The organism is Actinacidiphila guanduensis, assembly GCF_900103985.1.
Taxonomy (GTDB): domain Bacteria; phylum Actinomycetota; class Actinomycetes; order Streptomycetales; family Streptomycetaceae; genus Actinacidiphila; species Actinacidiphila guanduensis.
In genome coordinates, this window is the sequence record NZ_FNIE01000011.1 from 320,832 (window position 1) to 341,366 (window position 20,535).

At 74.1% G+C, this 20,535-nt stretch carries 20 protein-coding genes; 7 read left to right on the forward strand and 13 right to left on the reverse strand.

The genetic code is table 11. The features are described from left to right. Positions 1-345: 345 nt before the first annotated feature. From BLR33_RS36775 to BLR33_RS24745, 3 genes are all read right to left on the reverse strand, one after another. Positions 346-789: a helix-turn-helix domain-containing protein gene (locus BLR33_RS36775; protein ID WP_143031746.1), complete on the reverse strand. Its 444-nt coding sequence runs from the start codon at positions 787-789 to the stop codon at positions 346-348. 391 nt (positions 790-1,180) lie between these two features. Further along, positions 1,181-1,810, reverse strand: coding sequence for an HAD family hydrolase (locus tag BLR33_RS24740; protein ID WP_322987191.1), 630 nt, complete (start codon positions 1,808-1,810; stop codon positions 1,181-1,183). A 190-nt stretch (positions 1,811-2,000) separates the two neighbouring features. Next, on the reverse strand, positions 2,001-2,369 hold the full coding sequence (locus BLR33_RS24745) for a VOC family protein (protein ID WP_093786778.1): 369 nt from the start codon (positions 2,367-2,369) through the stop codon (positions 2,001-2,003). 64 nt (positions 2,370-2,433) lie between these two features. Here BLR33_RS24745 and BLR33_RS24750 point away from each other — a divergent pair, with 64 nt between their 5' ends. Then, positions 2,434-2,895, forward strand: coding sequence for a MarR family winged helix-turn-helix transcriptional regulator (locus tag BLR33_RS24750; protein ID WP_093786779.1), 462 nt, complete (start codon positions 2,434-2,436; stop codon positions 2,893-2,895). Between the two features lie 264 nt (positions 2,896-3,159). Here BLR33_RS24750 and BLR33_RS24755 read toward each other — a convergent pair whose 3' ends face one another. After that, a complete protein-coding gene (locus BLR33_RS24755) occupies positions 3,160-3,393 on the reverse strand; it encodes a hypothetical protein (RefSeq protein ID WP_093786780.1) in 234 nt (77 codons plus the stop codon). 288 nt (positions 3,394-3,681) lie between these two features. Then, positions 3,682-4,365 (reverse strand): hemerythrin domain-containing protein, encoded by a 684-nt coding sequence (locus BLR33_RS24760; RefSeq protein WP_245771635.1) that lies wholly within the window; start codon positions 4,363-4,365, stop codon positions 3,682-3,684. Between the two features lie 50 nt (positions 4,366-4,415). Between BLR33_RS24760 and BLR33_RS24765 the strand changes: the two genes are divergently transcribed. The 3 genes from BLR33_RS24765 to BLR33_RS24775 all read left to right on the forward strand — a co-directional run bounded on the left by BLR33_RS24765 (position 4,416) and on the right by BLR33_RS24775 (position 6,934). Next, on the forward strand, positions 4,416-5,045 hold the full coding sequence (locus tag BLR33_RS24765; RefSeq protein ID WP_093786781.1) for a TetR/AcrR family transcriptional regulator: 630 nt from the start codon (positions 4,416-4,418) through the stop codon (positions 5,043-5,045). A gap of 165 nt (positions 5,046-5,210) precedes the next feature. Beyond that, positions 5,211-5,630 (forward strand): YciI family protein, encoded by a 420-nt coding sequence (locus BLR33_RS24770; RefSeq protein WP_093786782.1) that lies wholly within the window; start codon positions 5,211-5,213, stop codon positions 5,628-5,630. After that, on the forward strand, positions 5,630-6,934 hold the full coding sequence (locus BLR33_RS24775) for an RNA polymerase sigma factor (protein ID WP_176930440.1): 1,305 nt from the start codon (positions 5,630-5,632) through the stop codon (positions 6,932-6,934). Before BLR33_RS24770 ends, BLR33_RS24775 begins: the two co-directional genes overlap by 1 nt. A gap of 117 nt (positions 6,935-7,051) precedes the next feature. Here the strand turns inward: BLR33_RS24775 and BLR33_RS24780 are convergent, their stop codons facing one another. Beyond that, a complete protein-coding gene (locus BLR33_RS24780) occupies positions 7,052-8,743 on the reverse strand; it encodes a bifunctional NAD(P)/FAD-dependent oxidoreductase/class I SAM-dependent methyltransferase (protein ID WP_245771636.1) in 1,692 nt (563 codons plus the stop codon). A gap of 68 nt (positions 8,744-8,811) precedes the next feature. On the opposite strand from BLR33_RS24780, the gene BLR33_RS24785 reads away from it, so the two are divergent. Next, complete coding sequence (locus tag BLR33_RS24785; RefSeq protein ID WP_093786783.1) at positions 8,812-9,378, forward strand: helix-turn-helix domain-containing protein; 567 nt, start codon at positions 8,812-8,814, stop codon at positions 9,376-9,378. A gap of 80 nt (positions 9,379-9,458) precedes the next feature. Here BLR33_RS24785 and BLR33_RS24790 read toward each other — a convergent pair whose 3' ends face one another. Beyond that, the gene (locus tag BLR33_RS24790; RefSeq protein WP_093786784.1) at positions 9,459-10,415 is read right to left on the reverse strand and encodes an aldo/keto reductase; all 957 of its coding nucleotides are present in this window, start codon (positions 10,413-10,415) and stop codon (positions 9,459-9,461) included. Between the two features lie 187 nt (positions 10,416-10,602). Here BLR33_RS24790 and BLR33_RS24795 point away from each other — a divergent pair, with 187 nt between their 5' ends. Further along, a complete protein-coding gene (locus BLR33_RS24795; RefSeq protein WP_093786785.1) occupies positions 10,603-11,472 on the forward strand; it encodes a helix-turn-helix transcriptional regulator in 870 nt (289 codons plus the stop codon). Positions 11,473-11,534: 62 nt separating this feature from the next. On the opposite strand, the gene efeB is transcribed toward BLR33_RS24795, so the two are convergent. The 6 genes from efeB to BLR33_RS24825 form a co-directional block, all read right to left on the reverse strand. After that, positions 11,535-12,854, reverse strand: coding sequence for an iron uptake transporter deferrochelatase/peroxidase subunit (gene efeB, locus BLR33_RS24800; protein ID WP_093786829.1), 1,320 nt, complete (start codon positions 12,852-12,854; stop codon positions 11,535-11,537). Positions 12,855-12,973: 119 nt separating this feature from the next. Next, positions 12,974-15,007: an iron uptake transporter permease EfeU gene (gene efeU / locus BLR33_RS24805; protein WP_093786786.1), complete on the reverse strand. Its 2,034-nt coding sequence runs from the start codon at positions 15,005-15,007 to the stop codon at positions 12,974-12,976. Positions 15,008-15,570: 563 nt separating this feature from the next. Then, the gene (locus BLR33_RS24810) at positions 15,571-16,239 is read right to left on the reverse strand and encodes a response regulator (RefSeq protein ID WP_093786787.1); all 669 of its coding nucleotides are present in this window, start codon (positions 16,237-16,239) and stop codon (positions 15,571-15,573) included. Further along, positions 16,236-17,492, reverse strand: coding sequence for a sensor histidine kinase (locus BLR33_RS24815; RefSeq protein ID WP_093786830.1), 1,257 nt, complete (start codon positions 17,490-17,492; stop codon positions 16,236-16,238). The genes BLR33_RS24810 and BLR33_RS24815 overlap by 4 nt, the downstream gene beginning before the upstream one ends. 142 nt (positions 17,493-17,634) lie before the next feature. Then, the gene (locus tag BLR33_RS24820) at positions 17,635-18,474 is read right to left on the reverse strand and encodes an ABC-2 transporter permease (protein WP_093786788.1); all 840 of its coding nucleotides are present in this window, start codon (positions 18,472-18,474) and stop codon (positions 17,635-17,637) included. Next, a complete protein-coding gene (locus BLR33_RS24825; protein WP_093786789.1) occupies positions 18,471-19,418 on the reverse strand; it encodes an ABC transporter ATP-binding protein in 948 nt (315 codons plus the stop codon). Before BLR33_RS24825 ends, BLR33_RS24820 begins: the two co-directional genes overlap by 4 nt. 237 nt (positions 19,419-19,655) lie before the next feature. On the opposite strand from BLR33_RS24825, the gene BLR33_RS24830 reads away from it, so the two are divergent. Continuing rightward, on the forward strand, positions 19,656-20,465 hold the full coding sequence (locus BLR33_RS24830) for a COG4705 family protein (protein WP_245771637.1): 810 nt from the start codon (positions 19,656-19,658) through the stop codon (positions 20,463-20,465). Positions 20,466-20,535: the final 70 nt, after the last annotated feature.

Below are 20,535 nucleotides of genomic sequence, written 5' to 3' on the forward strand. Positions count from 1 at the left end.
CCGGGCTCCGGGCTCCGGGCTCCGGGCTCCGGGCTCCGGGCTCCGGGCTCCGGGCTCCGGGGTGAACGGGCAGGCCCGCCGAGAGTTCCCGACTGGAGGGGCGAGAGTGCCCGACCGCGGACAAGACGGCCACCTGGTTGCCGGCGCCAGCGGACAAACCGGCCGCCGGGCTCCCGACACGGCTCCCTTCCGGATCGCCGGTGCGGGCGATCAGGCCCCCGCCCCGTTGCGAGCGTGAGCGAACAGGCCGACCGCCGGGCTCCCGTTGTGGGCGTCCGGCGGCCTGGCTGACCCGTTCGGGGAACGCTGTGGAGGACGCCGCAGCCGTCGCGGGGCAAGTGGGCCTCAGCCCTCCGCCGGAGCCGTCCCGCCCAGCGCGGCCATGACCGCCCTCTCGCGGTCCTCCCACGCGGCCAGTGCCGCCTCCGCCTCCGCAGGTGTGGCCGCCGGGTCCGCCGTCACGAGGACGACCACCCGCGCCCTCGGTGAGAGCGGCACGCTGCGGGCGTCCACGACGACGTCCCCGCCGGTCCTCCCCGCCGGAACCGGTGGCTCGCCGTGGGTCGGCCGGCCCGCGAGGACGTCCTCCACGGTCCTGCGCGACCAGCCGAGAACGGCGGCGTACCGCAGCGTCGATGTCGTCAGCATCGTCGCCGACGTCCCGCGCTCGATGTTCTGCACCACCGCGCGTCCGACACCGGCCGCGCTCGCGGCCGCCGAAAGCGTCAGCCCCTCCTCCCTGCGCCTGGTCGTCAACGCCTGCCCGAGTCGTACGAATCGATCGTCCATGCCGCCCATGCTGCTGGGCGCGGTCGGCGCCGTCGACGGGGTCGCTGTTTCCCGGCGGCGCCGAATAGGGGTCCCCCAGGGGCGCTCAGCAAGAGGCGGGTGCCGGGAGTTCGACGGCCGACGTGCGCCGGGCCTGCGGCGTTCCTGAGCCCCTGAGGCCCGCGGTCCCACCGCAGGCGGGATGCGCGAGCGGGTGGAGGCACCACCCGCTCGCACGTCGCCCATGATTGCGCTACTACCTGGGTGACCGTGAGGTGGGGTGCCCGGTGGTGAGCGGCGAGCCGGTGATCGCCAGGTTGAAAACGGCGTGACGCTGGTACCCGGACGTTGGGGAGCACGTCCCGGGCGAGGCGTCTGCGCAAGCACCCGGGCTCCCCGCCCACCCGGCCGTTCAGTGATCGCGGCGGGTGAGGTTGCCGAGGAGCGCGTCGAGGCGGCTCACGGTGACGGCCGCGTCGGTGTGGTGGACGGTACGGATGCCCAAGGCGGCGGCGGGCGGCAGGTTCACGGCGCGGTCGTCCACGAACACGCAGTCCTCGGCGGGCAGTTGGAGCAGCTCCAGGGTGTGCAGGTAGATGCCGGGATCGGGCTTGCGCACACCGAGCCGCTCGGACAGCACGATCGCGTCCCACTCCCCCTCCCACAGGCCCAGTTCGGCGTAGGGGTTGAAGGGGGTGAGCCCGAAGCTGTTGGAGAGCATGGCGACTTTCACACCGGCGGCCCGGGCACGGCGTGCGGCCTCGACCATGCGCGGCTCCACGTGCAGGTTCGCGAGCGCCCGCCGCATCAGGTCCGTGGGATCGACCCCGAGGATGCGACCGACCACGGCGTTCCACTCCTCCTGCGTGGCCCGGCCGACCTCCAGCGCGTCATAGACGGCCACGCCGTCCGGATGCACGGTCAGCGCGTGCCCGTACGCGCCGGGCGCCAGCCCCTCGCTGCGCTCGAACGCCCGCCCGTTGAGCCGCATGTCAACGGTGAGGACGCCGCCGAAATCCAAGATCAGCCCGCGGTACGCCACTGCCCGCCTCCCCCGTACGCCACCCCGCCGCCCGAGGATCCCGCACAGCCGCCGCACGGTTCAACAGTGCCGTTGTGGTCACCGGCCGGATCCGGCATGGGCCCGCTTCGCGGTCCGGGAACGAGCCGACGCCTGCGGCCGGTCTGCCGCGTCGAGGAGCCCGCTCAGGGGCAGCCCTCGGCGACGGGGGTCAGGTGCGGTTGTGGAGGGTCACGTGGTAGCCGTCGGGGTCCGCGAAGGTGAAGGTGCGGCCGAAGGGGCCGTCGATGGGGGGCGAGACGATCGGCGTGCCCTCGGCGGCGAGCGCGTCGTGGATGTCCTGCGCGTCGGGGGCGTGCAGCCACAGCGCCATGCCCTGGCCCGGCTGCGGGACGCCGTCCATGTCGTTGCCCGGGACGAGGTCGCGGACGGCGAACGCGATCGGCGCGGTGTCGAAGACGACCGCGTGCGGCGGTCCCGCGTCGGAGCGCTTCAGCCCCAGGTACCGCTCATAGAAAGCGGCGGAGCGCTCCAGGTCGCGGACCTGCAGCGAGACGAAGTCGGGTCCGGTGACGGCCATGGTCCTTGCCTCCTCAGAGTATGTCAGTCTTCTGACATTGCCCACAGTATGTCAGACTACTGACATGAGTCAAGGTGAGCCCGGAGTCGAGCTGGACACGTCGCTGGGGTACATGCTGAAAGCGGCCGCGAGCGCCCTCCACTCCGCCCTGGAAGCCGTACTGAAGCCGTTGGGCATGACGATCACCCACTACTCGTGCCTGGAGTTGCTCGCCCAGCGACCGGGCCTGTCCAACTCCGAGCTCGCCCGCGGCACCTTCGTCACCCGGCAGTCGATGAACGTGCTCCTGCAGGCGCTCGAACGCCAGGGGCTCGTCGTCCGCCCTGCGCAGGCGCCCGTCGGCCGGGCCCTGCCCACCGAACTCACCGATCGCGGCCGCGAGCAGCTCAAGGTGGCCAGCGCCGCGGTCCGCCGCGTCGAGCAGGCCATGCTGGCCGACCTGAGCCCCGCCGACCAGGACCAGATGCGGCGCCTGCTGACGGCCTGCATCGCCTCCCTGAGCGAACCGCCCGCATCGGCGACGTAGGCGCCCGGAAGGCGGGGAGCGCGAGCGGCGACCCGGCACGCTCGCGTCGTCGTCCAACTTGCGGCTCCTCCCGGGCTGTTCACGCAAGGAGCGGCTGCCCGGGAAGGGCTGCCGGTACGGCCGCTCGCTCGCCGGCGGGCGATCAGGCTGCCCCTGGGCGGGCACAGGTGGGGTGCGGGCCGTACCGGGCCGTGATGCGGTGCTACCGACGGGCGGGCCCCGCCGCCGTCACGGCGGCCTCGCGCCACCGGGCCCGCGGGCGGATCAGTTCCAGCCGGTGAGGATGTACCCGCCGTCGCCCGGCGTGCAGGTGAAGTTGTGGATGAGGCCCTGCTGCGCGTACACGTTGCCCGCGTACTGGCAGTCGTAGGCGGTCAGGTACCACTGGCTGAGCACTCCGTCGGCGGAAGCCGTGGTGGCTCCCAGCGCCACGGCGGTTGCGGCGGCGACCGTGACACCGATCGCGGCCAGACTCTTGTGCAGGCGGCGCTTGCGCACATCGACTCCTCGGGTTCGCAGCGGGCACCGGCGTGGGAGCACCCACCCGGTGGGCACGACTCACCGCGCCGGGAAAGCGGGCGCGCCGGCACGGTGCGTTCCGACTCTGTCGCACCCGCCGCAGCGCCGCGCCCTCCCCTCACGACGGCTGCCCGTTGGTACCCCCGATGCTGTCCGAGTGACGGAACACCTCACGTGTGACGCGTGTCCGGTTGCCGCGGCGTCCGCCACCTCGCCGGCGGGCCGTCGATCGGCGGCGACAGCCGCAGGGCTTCGGGCGCCGGCTGCTCAGCGCGGTGTCCCGGCCTCCAGCCGGGCCGCGTACCGCGTGTAGCGGCGGGCACCGGCCAGGCGCCACAGGAGGCGGGCGGGGGCGGGCATCTGGCCCAGGAACCAGGCCTGTTCGCGGGTTGTGGCGTCCTGCAGGACGATCCCGGCGAGGTTGAGCTTGTCGCCGACGGCCTTCGGGCCGTGCCGCATCGCGTGCTGCTGCGGCGCCCGCCATTCCGGCACGGTGAGGTGCTCGTGGATGAGCGGGAGCACCGCGCTCTCCTCGAGGTCGAGGTGCTCGGTCAGGGCGGGTTCGAGGTCGCGCAGGGCGGCGGCGAGCCGGTCGCGGGAGTCGGCGCCGGCCTGCGCGGTCCAGGCCGGCGCCCGCTCGGTGACGGCGCCGACCGCGTCGGCTATCGCCTGGTGCTGCTTCTCCATCAGGCCCACCAGGTCCTTCTGGAGCGGGACCCGCTGGACGAGGAGCGGCCAGAGGAGGTCGTCCTCGGCCTCGTGGTGCTCGTGCAGCATGCCGAGCACGAGCCCGAGGTGGCCGCCGAGCAGGCGGGCGCGGGCGGTGTCACCGGCGGGCACCGCCGCCACGAGGCCGGGCAGCCGGGCGAACTCGCGGCGCATGGCGCGGTGGATGACCTTCATCTGCTGGGTCTCGGGCTTGCCCGCCGGGGCGTCAGGGTCGATCGTCATAATTCACCGTAACACCCTTACTATCAATAGAGCGATGTTACGATGATTCGGTGCCGAAGCGGAGCTACACCTCGACCGTCCGGGCCGCCGCCGCCAGGGAGACGCACGCGGCGATCCTGCGGGCCGCCGAGGAGCTGTTCGTGGAGCAGGGATACGCCAGGGCCACGGTCGCCGCGATCGCCGAGCGTGCCGGGGTCGCGGTGAACACCGTGTACGCGAGCGTGGGCGGCAAGGCCGCGCTCGTGGAGGCGCTGGCCGAGCAGAGCTCCGACGACGAGGGGATACACGCCGCGCTGGCCGCCGTGCAGGAGTCGGCGGACGGCCGGGAGATCCTCTCCCTCCTGGCCCGCAGCACGGGAGAGATCACCCGGCGCTACGAGTCCTTCCTGATCCTGCTGTTCGACAACGCGACCGCCGATCCGGCGGTGGCCGCCGTGGCCGAGCGCACAGTGGAGCGCTACCGCGGGCGGCTGCTGCGGGCCGCCGAGACCCTCGTGTCGCTGGGGGCGGTCCGCACGGATGTGGCGCGCACCGAGCAGATCCTCTGGTTCTACTTCGGCCAGAGCGCGTGGCGGACCGTCGGCCGGCTCGGCTGGGACTGGGCGGACGCCGCCGGCTGGCTCGCCGACCAGGCGTCCGCCGCGCTGCTCACTCCGACGGCCGCCCCCGGCGCCCCCTGACGGCCTCCGCTGTGGGCAGAGCGGCTGATCATGGGGTCGGCCGCTCTGCGCACCGGGAACCTTGTCCTCGGCGCGGATGAGCGCGCGGTCGTGTCGATCCGCGGCCCCGCCGTTCGACCTGTGACCGGAAGGGGCGAGCGGCCCCGCCGACCGAAGGAGACCGAGATGGCGAAGTACATGCTGATCATGCGGGGTACGGACGAGTCCGCCGCGAAGATGATGGAGACCCCCTTCGAGGAGATGCTCGAGACGGTGGGCCGCTTCAACGAGGAGCTGATCCGCGCGGGCGTGCTCCTGGCCGCCGAGGGGCTGGACGACCCGGCCCAGGGCGTGGTGGTCGACTTCTCCGGCGAGACCCCGGTGGTCACCGACGGCCCGTACGGCGAGACGAAGGAGCTGTTCGGCGGCTTCTACCTGATCGAGGTCGGCTCGAAGGAGGAGGCCGTGGAGTGGGCCAGGCGGATGCCGGCGATCCCGGGGTCGAAGTGCGAGATCCGCCGGGTCCCCGGCATCGACGAGTTCCCGCAGGACAACGAGTGGATCGTCAAGGAGCGGGCCTGGCGGGAGCGGACCGGCCAGCTCTGATGCCCGCCACCCCTGACGGCCCGCCGGACGCCGACGCGGCGCGGCGGGCCGCCGCGGCCGTCTGGCGGATCGAGTCCGCCCGGATCGTCGGCGCGCTGGCCCGCTGGACCGGGGACTTCGCACTCGCCGAGGACGTCGCGCAGGAGGCGCTGGCGGAGGCGCTCGTGTCCTGGGCCCGCTCCGGCACGCCGGCCAGCCCGGTGGGCTGGCTGCTGGCGACCGCGCGGCGGCGGGCCATCGACGCCTTCCGCCGCAGGTCGGCGCTGGACGAGCGGTACGCCCTGCTCGCCGGGCAGTTGGCCGAGGGCGGGTTCAGCGCGGGCGGGCAGGCCGTGGCCGGCCCGGCGGACGATCCGCCGTGGGATCCCGACCGGATCGACGACGACGTCCTCGCGCTGGTGTTCATCGCCTGCCACCCGGTGCTCTCCCCCGAGGCCCGGGTGGCGCTCACGCTGCGCGTGGTGGGCGGCCTGTCCAGCCAGGAGATCGCCCGGGCGTTCCTCGTGCCGGTGCCGACCGTCCAGGCCCGGATCACCCGGGCGAAGAAGACGCTCGCCGCGGCCGGCGTCCCGTTCGGGCCGCCGCCGGCCGAGGAGCGCCGCGAACGGCTCGGCGCGGTCCTCAGCGTCCTGTACGTGATCTTCACCGAGGGCTCGACGGCGACGGCCGGCGACCGCCTGCTGCGTCCCGATCTCGCCCGGGAAGCGGTGCGGCTGGCGCGGACGCTCGCCTCCCTGCTGCCCGCCGAGCCGGAGGCCCACGCCCTGCTCGCGCTGTTCGAGCTCACCGCCGCGCGCTTTCCCGCGCGGACCGGGCCCGACGGCGAGCCGGTGCTCCTGGAGGACCAGGACCGGCGGCTGTGGGACCGGGCGGCGATCCGGCGCGGCCGGGCCGCCCTGGCCCGGGCGGTGGCCGCGGGGCGCGGCCTCGGGCCCTACGGGCTGCAGGCGTCGATCGCCGCCTGCCACGCGGCGGCCCCCTCGGTGCGGGAGACGGACTGGGAGCGCGTCGTGCTCCTCTACGAGGCGCTCGGCCGGATGGCCCCCTCCCCCGTGGTCGACCTCAACCGCGCGGTGGCCCTGGCGATGGCCGGCGCGCCGGACCGGGCCCTCGACCTCGTGGACCGCCTGGCCGCCTCGGGCCGGCTGTCGGGATCGCACCTGCTGCCGACCGTCCGCGGCGAACTGCTCGCCCGCCTCGGCCGCCCCGCCGAAGCCCGCGCCGAACTCGAACGCGCCGCCCGCCTGTGCCGCAACACCCGCGAACGGTCCGTCCTGCTCCGCAAGGCCGCCGCGCTGGAGTGACGCCCGGGGGGCCGGGCCCCGGCCGGATCGCCCGGTGACCGCCCGCCGGAGCCGTCACCGGCGGGCGGGCACCCCGGGACCCGGGGCGCCGCCGCCGTACCGGGCCTCGCCGCGCGGTCAGACCGCCCGTCGCCTGGCCCGCAGCACCACGTCGTCGACGTGGTGGGTGCTGGCCGCGCCGGGTGGACGGGGCCGGGTCTCGTGGGTCTCGATGTCCCAGCCGTCGGGGTCGGCAGCGAGCGCGGCGGCGAACTCGTCGATCCCGACGAACGCCCGCGGGTCGTACATCCGGGTCTCGGCCGCCACGTCCACCGGTTCGCGCAAGGGGGCGAGATCGTGGTGCACGACCAGGAGCGTGCCGCCGGGGGCGACGGCGGCGAGCAGGTTGCGCACACCGCGCCGGTCGGGCGTGCGCTTGAACGAGCCGTACTGCAGCGAGACCAGGTCGAAGGTCCCGGTGCCGAAGGGCGCGGGGTCGTTGGCGTCGCCGCGCAGCAACTCGACGGTGAGCCCGCGGCGTTCGGCCTCGGCCCGCACCCGGGCGAGGGCGTTGCCTGAGATGTCGGTGGCGGTCACCTTCCAGCCGCGCCCGGCGAGCCAGAGGGCGTCGGCGCCCTCGCCGGCCCCGACGTCCAGCGCGCGGCCCGGCGCCAGGCCGGCGGCCTCCTGGACGAACGTGCCGTTGGGGTTGCCGCTCCACGCCCGGCCGGCGCGCGCGTAGCGGTGGTCCCAGTCGGCCGCCTCACCCGAGGGCCGGGCGGCGGCCCGCAGATCCTGCTCGGCGAGGTCGAAGGCGATCATCGCGCCGACCTGGCTGCCCTGGGCGGCCGACGGCAGCACCTGCAGGCTCGGATCGGTGACGTTGCCGGCCGCGTAGACCCCGGGGACGGCGGTCTCACCGCGCGGGTCCACCGCGAGGACGTCACCGGCGCCGCTCGGGTGCGCGGTGGCGGCGAGGCCGACACCGGCCAGCACGCCGGCGCGGGCCCGGAACCGGGAGCCGACCACCACCGCGTCGGCGTCGAGGACGCGGCCGTCGGCGAGTTCGACCCCGGCGACCTCGCCGTCCGCCCCGGTCAGGACCCGGCCGACCTCGCCGCGCTCGACGGTGACACCGGAGGTGGCAAGGGCTTCGAGGGCTCCCTCCTCGATCCCGGCCGGGTCGTGCAGCACGACGGTCAGCCGGTCGGTCAGGTGCCGGAACAGCGGGGTCGGGTGGAGGCCCAGCGGGTGCGTGACGATCTGCACCAGGCCCCGGTCGCGCACCTCGAAGCCGTGGCAGAAGGGGCAGTGGATCACCCCGCGCCCCCACTGCTCGGCGACGCCGTCGATCGCGGGGAGCTCGTCCGCCAGGCCGGTCGCGGCGAGGACACGGCGGGCCACCAGGGTGTGCCCGCCGGTCAGGTCGAGCCGGAACCGGCCGTCGTCGTGGCGGTGCACCCCCACGACCCGGCCGGCGAGCACCTCCCCGCCGTAGGCGCGCACCTCCTCGCGTCCGGCGGCCGTCAACTCGCCGGGCGCGGCCCCCTCGTGGCCCAGGTAGCCGTGCATGTGCGCGGCCGGGGCGTTGCGCGGGGTGCCGTCGTCCACCACGACGACTCCGCGCCGCTGGCGGGAGAGCTGGAGGGCCGCGGCGAGACCCGCGGCCGATCCGCCGATCACGGCGACGTCGCAGTGCCGCTCCATGGCGGGGTGGTGGGCGTGTCCGGCGTGCTCGTCGGGGTGGCCGGGGTGTTCTGCGTGCTCGGGGTGCTCCGGGTGTTCGGAGTGGTGGGCCGGGGGCCGGCTCTGCGCGGGGTGCTCGCTCATGCCGACGACGGTACGGCGTCCGGCGCTTCGCGCAAAGTGCCTTGCAGTATCCGCAAGGCGCGCCCAGAATGGAGGGCGTGAAGGAAGCAGCCGACATCGAGGCGCTGGCGCGCTCGCGCCTGCGCAGCATGCGCACCACCCTCGGGTACTCCCTGGACGAGCTGGCCGAGCGCACCAACCTCAGCCCGTCGACCATCAGCCGCGTCGAGACGGGGAAGCGCACGCTGAGCCTCGATGTGCTCGTGCCGCTGGCCAACGCCCTCCAGATGAGCCTCGACGCGCTCTTCGAGGTGCCCACTGACGACGACGTCGTCATCCGCCCGGTCCCGCACAGCAGCGGCACGCGGACGACGTGGCCGCTGAGCCGTCCGGACGGCCGCACCGTCGCGGTGAAGATGCGCCTCGAGCCCTCCGACGCCGTGCCCGCCCAGCGGGTGCACCCGGGCCACGACTGGTTCCTCGTCCTCGAGGGCCGGGTGCGGCTGTGGCTGGGCGAGCGGCGGATCGACGTCGACGCCGGGGAGGCGGCGGAGTTCGCCACGATGGTCCCGCACGCGCTCACCGCCCTGGACCGCCCGGCCGAGCTGATCATGGTCTTCGACCGCGACGGCCAGCGCGCCCACGTGCACCAGTGAGCGGTGCGGGCGGCCCGGAGCCGAGCGCGGAACCGCCGGGGGCACCGACCGGATACCCCCCGGGCCCCTTCGCCCGGCCCCTACGCCATCTCCTGCTCCCACCAGCCGCGCGTGTCGACGTCCGCGGCATCCGCCAGCGCCTCCAGTTCCGCGATCTCCGCACCGGTGAGTTCGATGGCGCGGGCCCGGACCAGCCCGTCGATGTGGGCCGCCTTCGTGACCCCGACGATCGGGGTGGTCCCCTTGGCGATGGCCCAGGCGGTGGCGACATCGGCGGCGGACGCGCCGCGCTCCCCGCCGATCGCCCCCATCCGGTCGGTCAGCGCCTGCAGCCGGTGCAGGATGCCGTTGTACGCGGCCGCCCGATTGCTGCCCTCCGGCAGCGGATGCCCCGGGCCGTACCTGCCGGTCAGCGCGCCTTGCTCGAGGACCATGTAGGAGAAGAACCGCACGCCGTGCTTCCGGCAGTGGTCGAGGATGCCCGCGCGCTCGGAGCCCCGGTACAGCAGGCTGAAGTGGTTCTGCACCGCCTCCACGCGGAATCCGGCCTCGCCGAGGATCCGATCGGCGAGGGCGATCTCCTCCAGGTTGTGGTTCGAGACGCCGACGTGCTTGATCCTGCCGCTCTCCAGCAGGGGGATCAGCGGCGGCGTCCACCGGGCCACGTCGGCGGGGTTGTGGATCCAGTACAGGTCCACGTGGTCCGTGCCCAATCGGTCGAGGCTCCGCGCCAGCATGTCCCCGACCGGATCGTCGCCCTCGCCCGCGAGCTGCGGGGTGAACTTGGTCGACAGCGCGTACTCGCCGCGGTCGTAGCCCGCGAGCGCCTTTGCGAGGACCGTCTCCGAGTGACCCATGCCGTAGGCCACGGCGGTGTCCCACAAGGTGAAGCCGCTGCCCTGCGCCTTCTCGACGACCTCGCGCAGACCGGACTCGCTCAAAGGGCTGCCGAAGTAGCCGTCGCCCGGCCGGCCGCTGTCTCCCCAGGCCCACGTGCCCAACGCCACCGCCGGCACGCTCAGTGTGTCGCTCGTCATCGTCCTGCCTCCGTTGCTCCGGGTCCGGGTTCGATCCCGTCCGATCCCGGTGGATTCCCGTTCGATCCTGTTCAGCCCCCGTCGACTCCCAGGAGAGCGTGATCGCCGCGGCCGGAGAAGGTCGCGTTCATGGGGGGTACAACCTCAGCCCCCCCTTGCGCCCTGACCTGCGGCTACCCTGAACGCCATGGACCACCAGCCCGGAAGCCGCGGCGAGATCCGGGACTTCCTCACCAGCCGGCGCGCCAGGATCACCCCGGCGCAGGCCGGGCTGCCGGCCGGTACCCGCCGCCGGGTCGCCGGGCTGCGCCGCGAGGAGGTCGCCGTCCTCGCCGGGGTGAGCACGGAGTGGTACACGCGGCTGGAGAAGGGCCACATCGCCGGCGTGTCCGAAGCCGTCCTCGACGCGGTCGCCCGCGCCCTGCGGCTGGACGACGACGAGCGCGCCCACCTGTTCGACCTGGCCCGCTCGTCGCGGTCCGCCACTCGCACAGCGACGCGCCGCAAGGACGTCGAGGTCCCGGCCCGGGTCCAGTGGCTGCTCGACTCGATGACGATGTCCTCGGCGTTCGTCCGCAACGGCCGCACCGACATCGTGGCCGGCAACCCGCTGGCCCGGGCCCTGTTCGCGCCGATGTACGACAGCACCACCGTCGACGGGCGCGGCCGCCCGAACATCGCCCGCTACGTCTTCCTCGATCCCGGCGCCCAGGACTTCTTCGTCGACTGGGACGCCGCCTGCGTCGCCACTGCCGCGCTGCTGCGCTCCGAGGCCGGGCGCGAGCCGCACGACCGGGCGCTGCGCGAACTCGTCGGCGAACTGTCCACCCTCAGCCCCGACTTCCGCAGCCGGTGGGCGGCGCACGACGTCCTCACCCACCACGACGGTGTCAAACAGCTCCAGCACCCCGAGGCCGGCCACCTGGAGCTGGCCTTCCAGTCCCTCGACCTGCACCTGTCGGACCGGGCGGTGCACGACCTGGTCATCTACACCGCGGAGCCCGGCACCCCGTCGGAGGACCGGCTCGAACTCCTCGCCATCCTGTCCGCCGCATAACGCCGCATGACGGGAGCCCCGCACCCCGCCCCCGTACCGGCTCCTTGCGCGGCCGGCGGGAGTCAGCTCGCGGTGAGCAGGCCCCGTCCCAGCCAGTCGCGCGGGTCGCGTACGCCGGGGAGGGCGAAGAAGTAGCCGCCGCCGACAGGGGAGATGTAGTCGACGAGGGGTTCGTCGACGAGGCGGGTCTGCACGGCCTCGAACTGCCGCACGACGTCCTGCTGGTAGCAGCAGAAGACCAGGCCCATGTCGAGGTTGCCGACGGAGTCGACGCCGCGGTCGAAGTTGAAGCCGCGGCGCAGGATGCGGGAGTCGTCCGTCTTCGCGGTGCGGGGGTTGGCCAGGCGGATGTGGGCGTCCAGCGGGATGGCGTTGCCGGCGGGGTCCTTGGCGTAGTCGGGGGCGTCGGTCTCCGCGGTGCCGTCCAGGGGCGCGCCGGTGTCCTTGCGGCGGCCGAACATCTTCTCCTGCTCGGTGAGGGAGACCCGGTCCCAGAACTCCACGAGCATCCGGATGATCCGGATGACCTGGTAGCTGCCGCCGGTGGCCCAGGAGGGTTCGCCGAGGCCGTCGGTGACCCACACCAGCCGGTCCATCTCCCGGGTGGAGGACACATCGGGGTTGGCGATGCCGTCCTTGAAGCCGAGCAGGTTGCGCTGCGCTCCGGTGGGGCGCGGGGCGTTCTGGAAGCCGTCGATGCGCCACTTGATCTGCATCGCCCCGCGGGTGTGGCGGGCGATGTCGCGCAGGGCGTGCAGCACGGTGTCCGTGCTGCCGCCGCAGATCTGCAGCGAGAGATCGCCGTGGCACTGGGCGGCCTGGAGGTTGTCGTTGGGGAAGACCCGCATGGGCGCCAGGCGGCGCGGCTTGGCGGCGGCCAGGCCGTAGCGGTCGTCGAAGAGGGACGCGCCGACCCCGACGGTCACGGTGAGCGCGTCGGCGGGGACCGTCGGGCCGAGGATGCCGTTGTCCGAGGGCGGGGCGCCGACGCCGAGGTCGGCGGGGGTGCCGCCGGCGGTCAGGAAGCGGGCCCGGTCGGTGATCGTACGCAGCAGGCCGGCGAGTTCCGCCCGGTTGTCGGCGATGACGTCGAACGACACGAAGGTGGCGGCGGCCGGCGCGGGGGTGGTGATGCCCGCCTGGTGGGCGCCGTGGAACGGTACGGCGGGGGCCCGCCCCGGCTGGACGGCGTCCGAGGCGTGCGCGGTGCCGCCGGCGGCCGCCGAGGTCAGCGCGAAGCCGCCGCCCGCCAGCGCCGCCGCGCCGGCTCCCGCGCCGAACGCGGTCTTCACGAAGGACCTGCGCCCGGCGCCCATCGGGCAGGTGCCCTGCGGCACCGAGGCGGTCCCGTGGCCCTCGGGGCGGGGGGAGTCGGCGGACATGCGGGGGTTCCCTTCGGGGGCGGTGTGCTGCCGGGCGGGTGCGTGCGGAGCGGCGGTGTGCGTGCCGGTCGCCGGCAGCACGCCGGCCGGCGTGGGGGCGGGCGGAGGGGGCGTGCTCATCACGCGGACTTGCGGATCTCGAGGAGGTCGGGCACCGGTGCCAGGTCCTCCAGCAGTTGCCCGGTCGCTCCGTCGATCTTCTGCCGTGCGGCCGGGTCCAGCCTCTCCACCGGCGTCCATGCGGCGCCGCGGTGCTCGGCGTCCAGCAGGCCCTGCAGCCGGGCGATGTCGGCGTCGATGACGGGCAATTGCCGCGGCGCCCGGCGGACGATCAGCGGGCGCAGCACGTCCAGCAGTTCGCGGGTGCCGGCCAGGTTGGCGTCGGCGGTGGCCAGGTTGCTGCCGCTGCCCTGGTCCGTGTCGCCGGTCAGCTCGAACTGGAGGGTGTTCTCCAGGATCTCGTGGGTGCGCAGCGGCAGGTCGGATGGGTCGAAGTGCTGCGTGGGGAACGCCTTGCGCAGCCCGGTGACGTCGTTGACGAGCCGGTCGGCGAGGGGGCGCAGGGTCGCGGCGGACTGCCCGTGCCACAGGCCGTACTCGATGCGGTGGAAGCCGGTGAAGCCGGGGTCGTCGACGCCGCGGGGCAGGCCGTCCTTGCGGCCGTCGATCTTCGTGTCGAAGCCTGCGAAGGTGCCGTAGGCGGCACCGAGCGAGGAGTAGGTGAGGTGTGCGGTCAGCCAGTCGGTGCGGGCCGCGGCGAGGTCGCCGGCCGTGAGGTCGGCGGCGAGCCGGGCGGTCTGCGTGCGGAGCCTGCCGAGCCCGGCGGCCACGTATGTCCTGTACTCCGCGAGCGGCGGCTGCAACTCCGAGGCGGCGAGCGGCAGTACGGGCTTGGCGGAGCCGCCGCCGTTGACCCGTACGGTCGCGGAGGTCACCGCCTTGCCGCCGGTCGGCACGCAGCGCCAGGCGTACGCGCCGCTGCCGACGGTGGCGACCAGGTCGCGGGTGGTGCCGGGGGCCAGGCCCTCGATCTCGCCGTACACCGCGTTGCTGGCCGGGTCGATGAGATAGACCTCGGCGGCCTTGGTGCCCGTGTTGTGCATGCGGAACGTCCGGCGGCCGGGCCGCGGGGGCGTGAAGCCCTTGCCGCAGTCGGCCTCCGACACGCTCACGGTCGAGGCCGCGGCCTTCCTCCCGCCGGACGCGCCGATGACGACGCCGGCGGCGACGGCCGGGATGGCGACGACGGCCACCGGTACGGTCCAGCGCGGCACGCGCCGGGCGGGGCGCGCGGTCGCCGGCGCCGCGGCGGGGGCTGCGCGCTTCGCCGCCGGCGGCGCGGCCCGCAGCCCCCGCACGAACAGGGTCATGACCACGGCCAGGTACAGCACGTACGCCACGACCTGGAGCCATGTCATCTGCGTCGTGAGGTTCAGCACTCCCTGGACGAGCTGGGCGTACCACGAGGTGGCGTCGACGTGTGCCGAGACGTCCACCAGGTACGCGCCGCCGCCGGGCAGGATCTTGCCCTCCTGGAGGTCGCGCAGGCCGTACCCGAGCACGCCGGCCGCGATGACGATCAGGCCGAAGCCGGTCCAGGTGAAGAACCTGGTCAGGTTGATCCTCAGGACGCGCCGGTAGAGCCCCCAGCACAGGCCGGTCGCCAGCACCAGGCCGACGGCCCCGCCGAGCAGCGGCCCCGTGCCGGAACCGTGCGCGGTCTGCGCGTTGGTCCACAGGAAGAGCGCGGTCTCCAGGCCCTCGCGGCCGACCGCGAGAAAGCTGGTGAGGACCAGCGCGCCGGCGCCCATGGTGAGCGCGGCGGCCACCTTCTCCTTGATCTCACCGGACAGATTGCGCGCGTTCCTGCGCATCCAGAAGATCATCGCGGTGACGAAGGCCACCGCGACCACCGAGAGGAAGCCGCCGAAGGCCTCCTGGGCGGTCGTGGGCATCTGCTGCGAACTGAACGTCAGCACCGCGCCGAAGCTGAGCGACAGGCCGACCGCGGCGGCGACGCCGGTCCACACCTGCGGCAGCCGCTCCTTGTTGCCGCCGCGGACCAAGGTGGCCACGAGGATCGAGACAACGAGCCCTGCCTCAAGGCCTTCCCGCAGACCTATGAGGAAGTTGGGGAACATGTTGTCCCACATGAAGGTGCCCTCCCCGGACCGTCGGCCCACCGCCGACCGATTAGCCAAGGCAAACCTTACCATTGGGGTCTACAGCCATGTAGACGAAGATCACGCGGGAGGTCCCTGCGCGGCCCGGGGTGCGGATGTCGGCCCGGAGGCAGGCGGGCGACGTCAGCGGAAGATGCCGGTGTGGCCCAGAGAGGCGGAGAAACGCCAGGTTGCCCCGGGGGAAAGGGCGCCGCGACGGGTGCGGGGAAGGAGTGATCGTAGCCGTGCCGGGCGATGCCGAGGTACCAGGCGCCGCGGCCTGCCCGGGACCCCGCCCGCCCCGGCGTCCGGGCACCCACCGCCGGAGGGTGGGGCCACGGCGAGCCGGCCTGGCGGGGCTGCCCGGGGCCCGCGGTCCCCGGCCGGGCGCCGGGCCGACCCCGGCGACGGTCACGACGGAGCGGGCCTCGGGCTCGCGCCGGCCGCCGCCCGGCCGGGAACGCGGGCGGCGACATCACCCTGTCCGCGTCCCCCGGTCCCCTGGGCGGCGCGCACTTCGTCATCACCCTCCCGGGAGCGCGGGGGCCTACGGCTCAATCGGTGTGAGGGCGGGCCAGTCCGTGGTCGTAGGCGAAGATGACGGCCTGGATGCGGTCGCGTGCACCGATCTTGGCGAGAACCCGGCCGACGTGCGTCTTGACCGTGGACTCGGACAGGACGAAGTGGGCCGCGATCTCGGCGTTGTTCCAGCCCTGGCCGACGGCGACGAGGATCTCGCGCTCGCGGTCGGTGAGGGAGTCCAGCCCCGGGCCTGCGGCCGCCCCGCCGGGTCGGGGCGGTGCCAGGTGGGCGAACTCGCGCAGCAGGCGGCGGGTGAGGGCCGGGGCGATCACGGCATCACCGGCGGCGACGGCGCGGATGCCGGAGAGCAGTTCCTCGGGCCGGGCGTCCTTGAGGAGGAAGCCGCTGGCCCCGGCGCGCAGGGCGGCGTGGACGTATTCGTCGAGGTCGAAGGTGGTCAGGACCAGGACGCGGGAGCGGTCGCCGGTGGCGGTGATCCGGCGGGTGGCCTCGATGCCGTCCATGCCGGGCATGCGAACGTCCATGAGGACGACGTCGGGGCGCAGTTCGGCGGCCAAGCGGACGGCCTCCGCACCGTGCGCGGCCTCGCCCACGACCTGCGTCTCCGCGACGGAGCCGAGCAGCAGCCGGAACCCGTAGCGCTGCAGGGGCTGGTCGTCCACGACCAGCACGGTGGTCATCCGGCACCGTCCAGCGGGGTGAGGTCGAGCACGGCCTCGACGGTCCAGCCCGTGCCGTCCGGACCCGCCCTGAGGCTCCCTCGGTAGAGGGCGGCGCGCTCGCGCATGCCCACCAGGCCGTGGCCCTCCTCGTTCACCGGCTCGCGGCCGCGGGTGTCGCCGTCCGCACCGGTGTCCTGCACTCTGAGGGTCACCCTGGAGGGCTCGGCGATGATCGCCAGATTCACGCGGGTGCCGGCTCCGGCGTGCTTGAGGGAATTGGTCAACGCCTCCTGGACGATGCGGTAGACCGTCAGCTGCACCCCGCTGTCGAGGGCCTCGACAGCGCCGGCGGTGCGGTAGACGACGTCGAGGCCGGCGGCGCGCACGCCCTCGCACAGGGCCCCGATGTCGCCGAGGCCGGGCTGCGGGTGCAGTTCCGGGCCGTCCTTCGGGCCGCTGGAGTCCTCCCGCAGGACGCCCAGGACGCGCCGCAGCTCGCCGAGCGCCTGCCGGCCCGTCTCGCCGATGAGGTGGAGCACCTCCGTGCCGCGTTCCGGGGTGGGGGCGCCGGCGTAGCCGCCGGCGTCGGCCAGGGTGATGATGACGGCCAGGTTGTGGCCGACGATGTCGTGCATGTCGCGGGCCACCCGGGCGCGTTCGGCCGCGGCGGCGAGCCGCCCGCGCTGGTCCCGCTCGACCTCCAGCCGGGCGGCGCGGTCGCGCAACCCGGCGAGCTGGGCCCGCCGGACCCGCACCATGAGACCGAGGGCGAGCGCCGCGGTCGCGGTGCTGAACAGGAAGAACAGCGCGTCCCCGACGGACACCGCGGCCGACGCCCGCACCGCCACCAGCGCTATCGCGGCGGCCGTGACGCCGCAGGCCCAGGGGAGCTGCCGCAGCCGCCCGTGCAGGGCGAGGCTGTACAGGGCGATGAACAACGCGATGTCCGCGCGCAGCGCGGCGCCCAGCGCGAACTGGAGGACGAAGGCGCCCATCACCGCGCCGAAGGCCACCGCGGGCCGGCGCCGCCGCCACAGCAGCGGCACGACGAGCCCGGCCTGGAGGGCGAGCATCCCGGCGACGGGCAGCCGGGCGAACGCCAGCCGGAAGCGGCGCGGCCCGTCGCCGTCCTCGCCGTGCAGCAGGTCGGGCAGGCAGAACACCAGGAAGACCAGCACCAGCAGCGCGGTGTCCAGCGCCCACGGATGCGCCCGGTCGGCCTGCCGCAGCCGCTGCCCGGCCCGGGAGAGCCGGGCGACCAGCGGCCCCATCACCCCGGCGTCCGCGGGGGCGGCGGGGGCGGCGGGGGCGGCGGAAACGCTGGCGGCAGCGGCCGGGGAGGCCGCTGCCGCGGGCGCGCCGGTGAAGGCGGCCCGGGAGGTCATGAGGGGCACCTCCACATCGTGCGGGCCCTCACACGTCGCTGCGCAGCAGCCGGTAGGCGGCGCCGGCCAGGGCGAGAGCCGTCCAGCCGAGGAAGACCAGCAGGCCGGCGGCGGGCGACAGGGTGGTGCTGTCGTGGGTCAGGGCGAACATCGACTCGCCGGCGTTGCTCGGCAGGTAGCGGGTGATGTCGTCCCGCCACGAGGAGGGCAGCAGCTCGGCGAGGCCGGGCACGAGCATGAGCGCGGCGACGAGCACGGAGATGCCGCCGGCCACCGATCGCAGCAGCGAGCCCAGCGCCGTGCCGATCACCCCGACCAGAGCCAGGTAGAGCGCGGCGCCCAGCAGGCTGCGGACGACCCCGGCGTGCGAGAAGCCCATCGCCGCCGGCGTGCCCGAGACGATGCGGCCGCCGAAGAAGAAGGCGACGCATACGCCCACCAGGGCGACGGCCAGCGCGACCAGGCCGAACACGGCGGCCTTGGACCACAGGACGGGCAGCCGGCGCGGCACCGCCGCGAGCGACGAACGGATCATCCCGGTGGAGTACTCGCCCGCGGTGACCAGCACACCGAGGACGCCAAGCGCCAACTGGGCGAAGTTGGTGCCGAAGAGCGACAGGCTCACGGCGGTCGACGAGGCGAAGTCGTGGTCCATGTGGGGCGAGCCGTACGTGGACGCGTAGCGCCCGGACGCGATCAGGCCGAAGGCGACGAGGAACAGCAGGCCGAGCCCGAGAGTGATCCATGTCGAGCGCAGGGACCAGAGCTTGTCCCACTCCGAGGCGAGCACCCGGCGGCCGGTCACCCGGTAGGCGGGCCGGGCGGGGGCGGGCGGAGACGTCTGCTCCGTCGCGGTGAGGGTGGTCATGCCGTCCTCCCGAGGGACTCGGCGGTCCCGCTGCCGGTCGTGGCGCCGTGGTACTCGACGGCGTCCCTGGTCAGATCCATGAAAGCCTGCTCCAGCGACACCTGGCGGGTGCTCAGCTCGAACAGCGCGATGCCGTGCTCGGCGGCCTTCAGGCCGATCTCCCGCGCGGTCAGCCCCGTGACCTGCAGCTCCTCGGAGCCGATCCGGCCGGTGACGTCCACGCCCGGGCCGGCCAGGACGTCCCGCAGCCGGGCCGGGTCCTGCGTGGCCACGTGCACGGTGTCGCCGCCGGCGGCACGCACGAGGTCCCGCACGGTCGTGTCCGCCAGCAACTGCCCGCGGCCCACGACGATCAGGTGGTCGGCCACCAGCGCGACCTCGCTCATCAGATGCGAGGAGACGAAGACCGTGCGCCCCTCCTCGGCGAGGGAGGTCAGCAGATTGCGGATCCACAGGACGCCCTCGGGGTCCAGACCGTTGACCGGCTCGTCCAGCATGACCGTCTGCGGGTCGCCCAGCAGCGCGGCGGCGATGCCGAGCCGCTGGCCCATGCCCAGCGAGAAAGCGCCGGCCCGCTTGCCGGCCACGCTGCCGAGCCCGGCGATCTCGATGACCTCCTCGACCCTGTGCTTCGGGATGCCGTGGGTCAGTGCCAGCGCCTTGAGGTGGCGGTACGCGGACCGGCCCGGGTGGACCGACTTCGCCTCCAGCAGGGCGCCGACCTCCTGGAGCGGGGCGCGGTGCTGCGCGTAGTGCCGGCCGTTCACCGTGACGGAGCCGCCGGTGGGGGCGTCGAGGCCGACGATCATGCGCATCGTGGTGGACTTGCCCGCGCCGTTGGGCCCGAGGAAGCCCGTCACCGAGCCGGGCCTGACGGTGAAGTCCAGGCCGTCGACGGCTGTCTTCTCGCCGTAGCGCTTGGTCAACTGCCGTGCGACGATCATGAGCGCGCCCTTCCTGTCGGGGTACGGCGTCCGTGGATCCGGCGCCTCACCTGCCACGCTAGGTCCCCGCCGGGGCGATTCCGTGGTACCGGGGACTGAACCGTGCGGGCGCCCGTGGTACCGCGGTACTACGACGGCGCGGCCCGTTCGCGGGCATCTTCTACGAGTTGTAGTATCACGGCGGACCGCGTGATCGTCGGCGGCCCCCTCCGTCGCCGCGCCCCGCAAGGAATCCCCGTGACGTCCTCCGCACGCCACTCCCGCCCCGGCCCGACCACCGCCGGCGCCCTGCGCGTCCCGCAGATCACCGCCGTCTTCTGGCTGGTCAAGGGGCTGTCGACGGCGATGGGCGAATCCGTCTCGGACTACCTGGTGGGCGTGATGGCCCCGCCGCTCGCGGTGCTGCTGGGGTTCGCCGCCTTCCTCGCCGCCCTGATGGCGCAGTTCCGCGCCGCGCGCTACCGGGCGTGGACGTACTGGTCCGCGGTGGCCGGGGTCGGCGTGTTCGGCACGATGGCCGCCGACGTCGTCCACGTCGCGATCGGTGTGCCGTACGCCGTCTCCAGCCTGTTCTACGCGATCGTGCTGGCCGCCGTTTTCGTGTCGTGGCGGGCGACCGAGAAGACCTTGTCCGTGCACAGCATCGACACGCCGCGGCGCGAGGCCTTCTACTGGGCGGCCGTCGTGGCCACCTTCGCCATGGGCACGGCGGTGGGGGACCTCACCGCCGTCACCGCGCACCTCGGTTACGGCTCCTCGGCGATCCTCTTCGCCATCCTGATGACGATCCCGGCGGCCGGGTGGTACTGGCTGGGCTGGAACCCGGTCCTGACGTTCTGGACCGCCTACGTCATCACCCGCCCGCTCGGCGCCTCGATCGCCGACGGGCTCGCCAAGCCCAGGAGCAGAAGCGGGCTCGGCCTGGGCGACGGCCCGGTGGCGCTGGTGCTCGCCCTGCTCATCGCCGCCCTGGTCGCCTACCTGGCGGTCAGCCGCTCCGACGTCCAGCCGCAGCCGGCCGAGCAACTGGAGACGGCCCGCAACTGACGCGGCCGGCCCGCCGCTGACACAGCGTCACGGCATTTCCATCGCCCGCACGAGGCGAACGTTGCCGGAT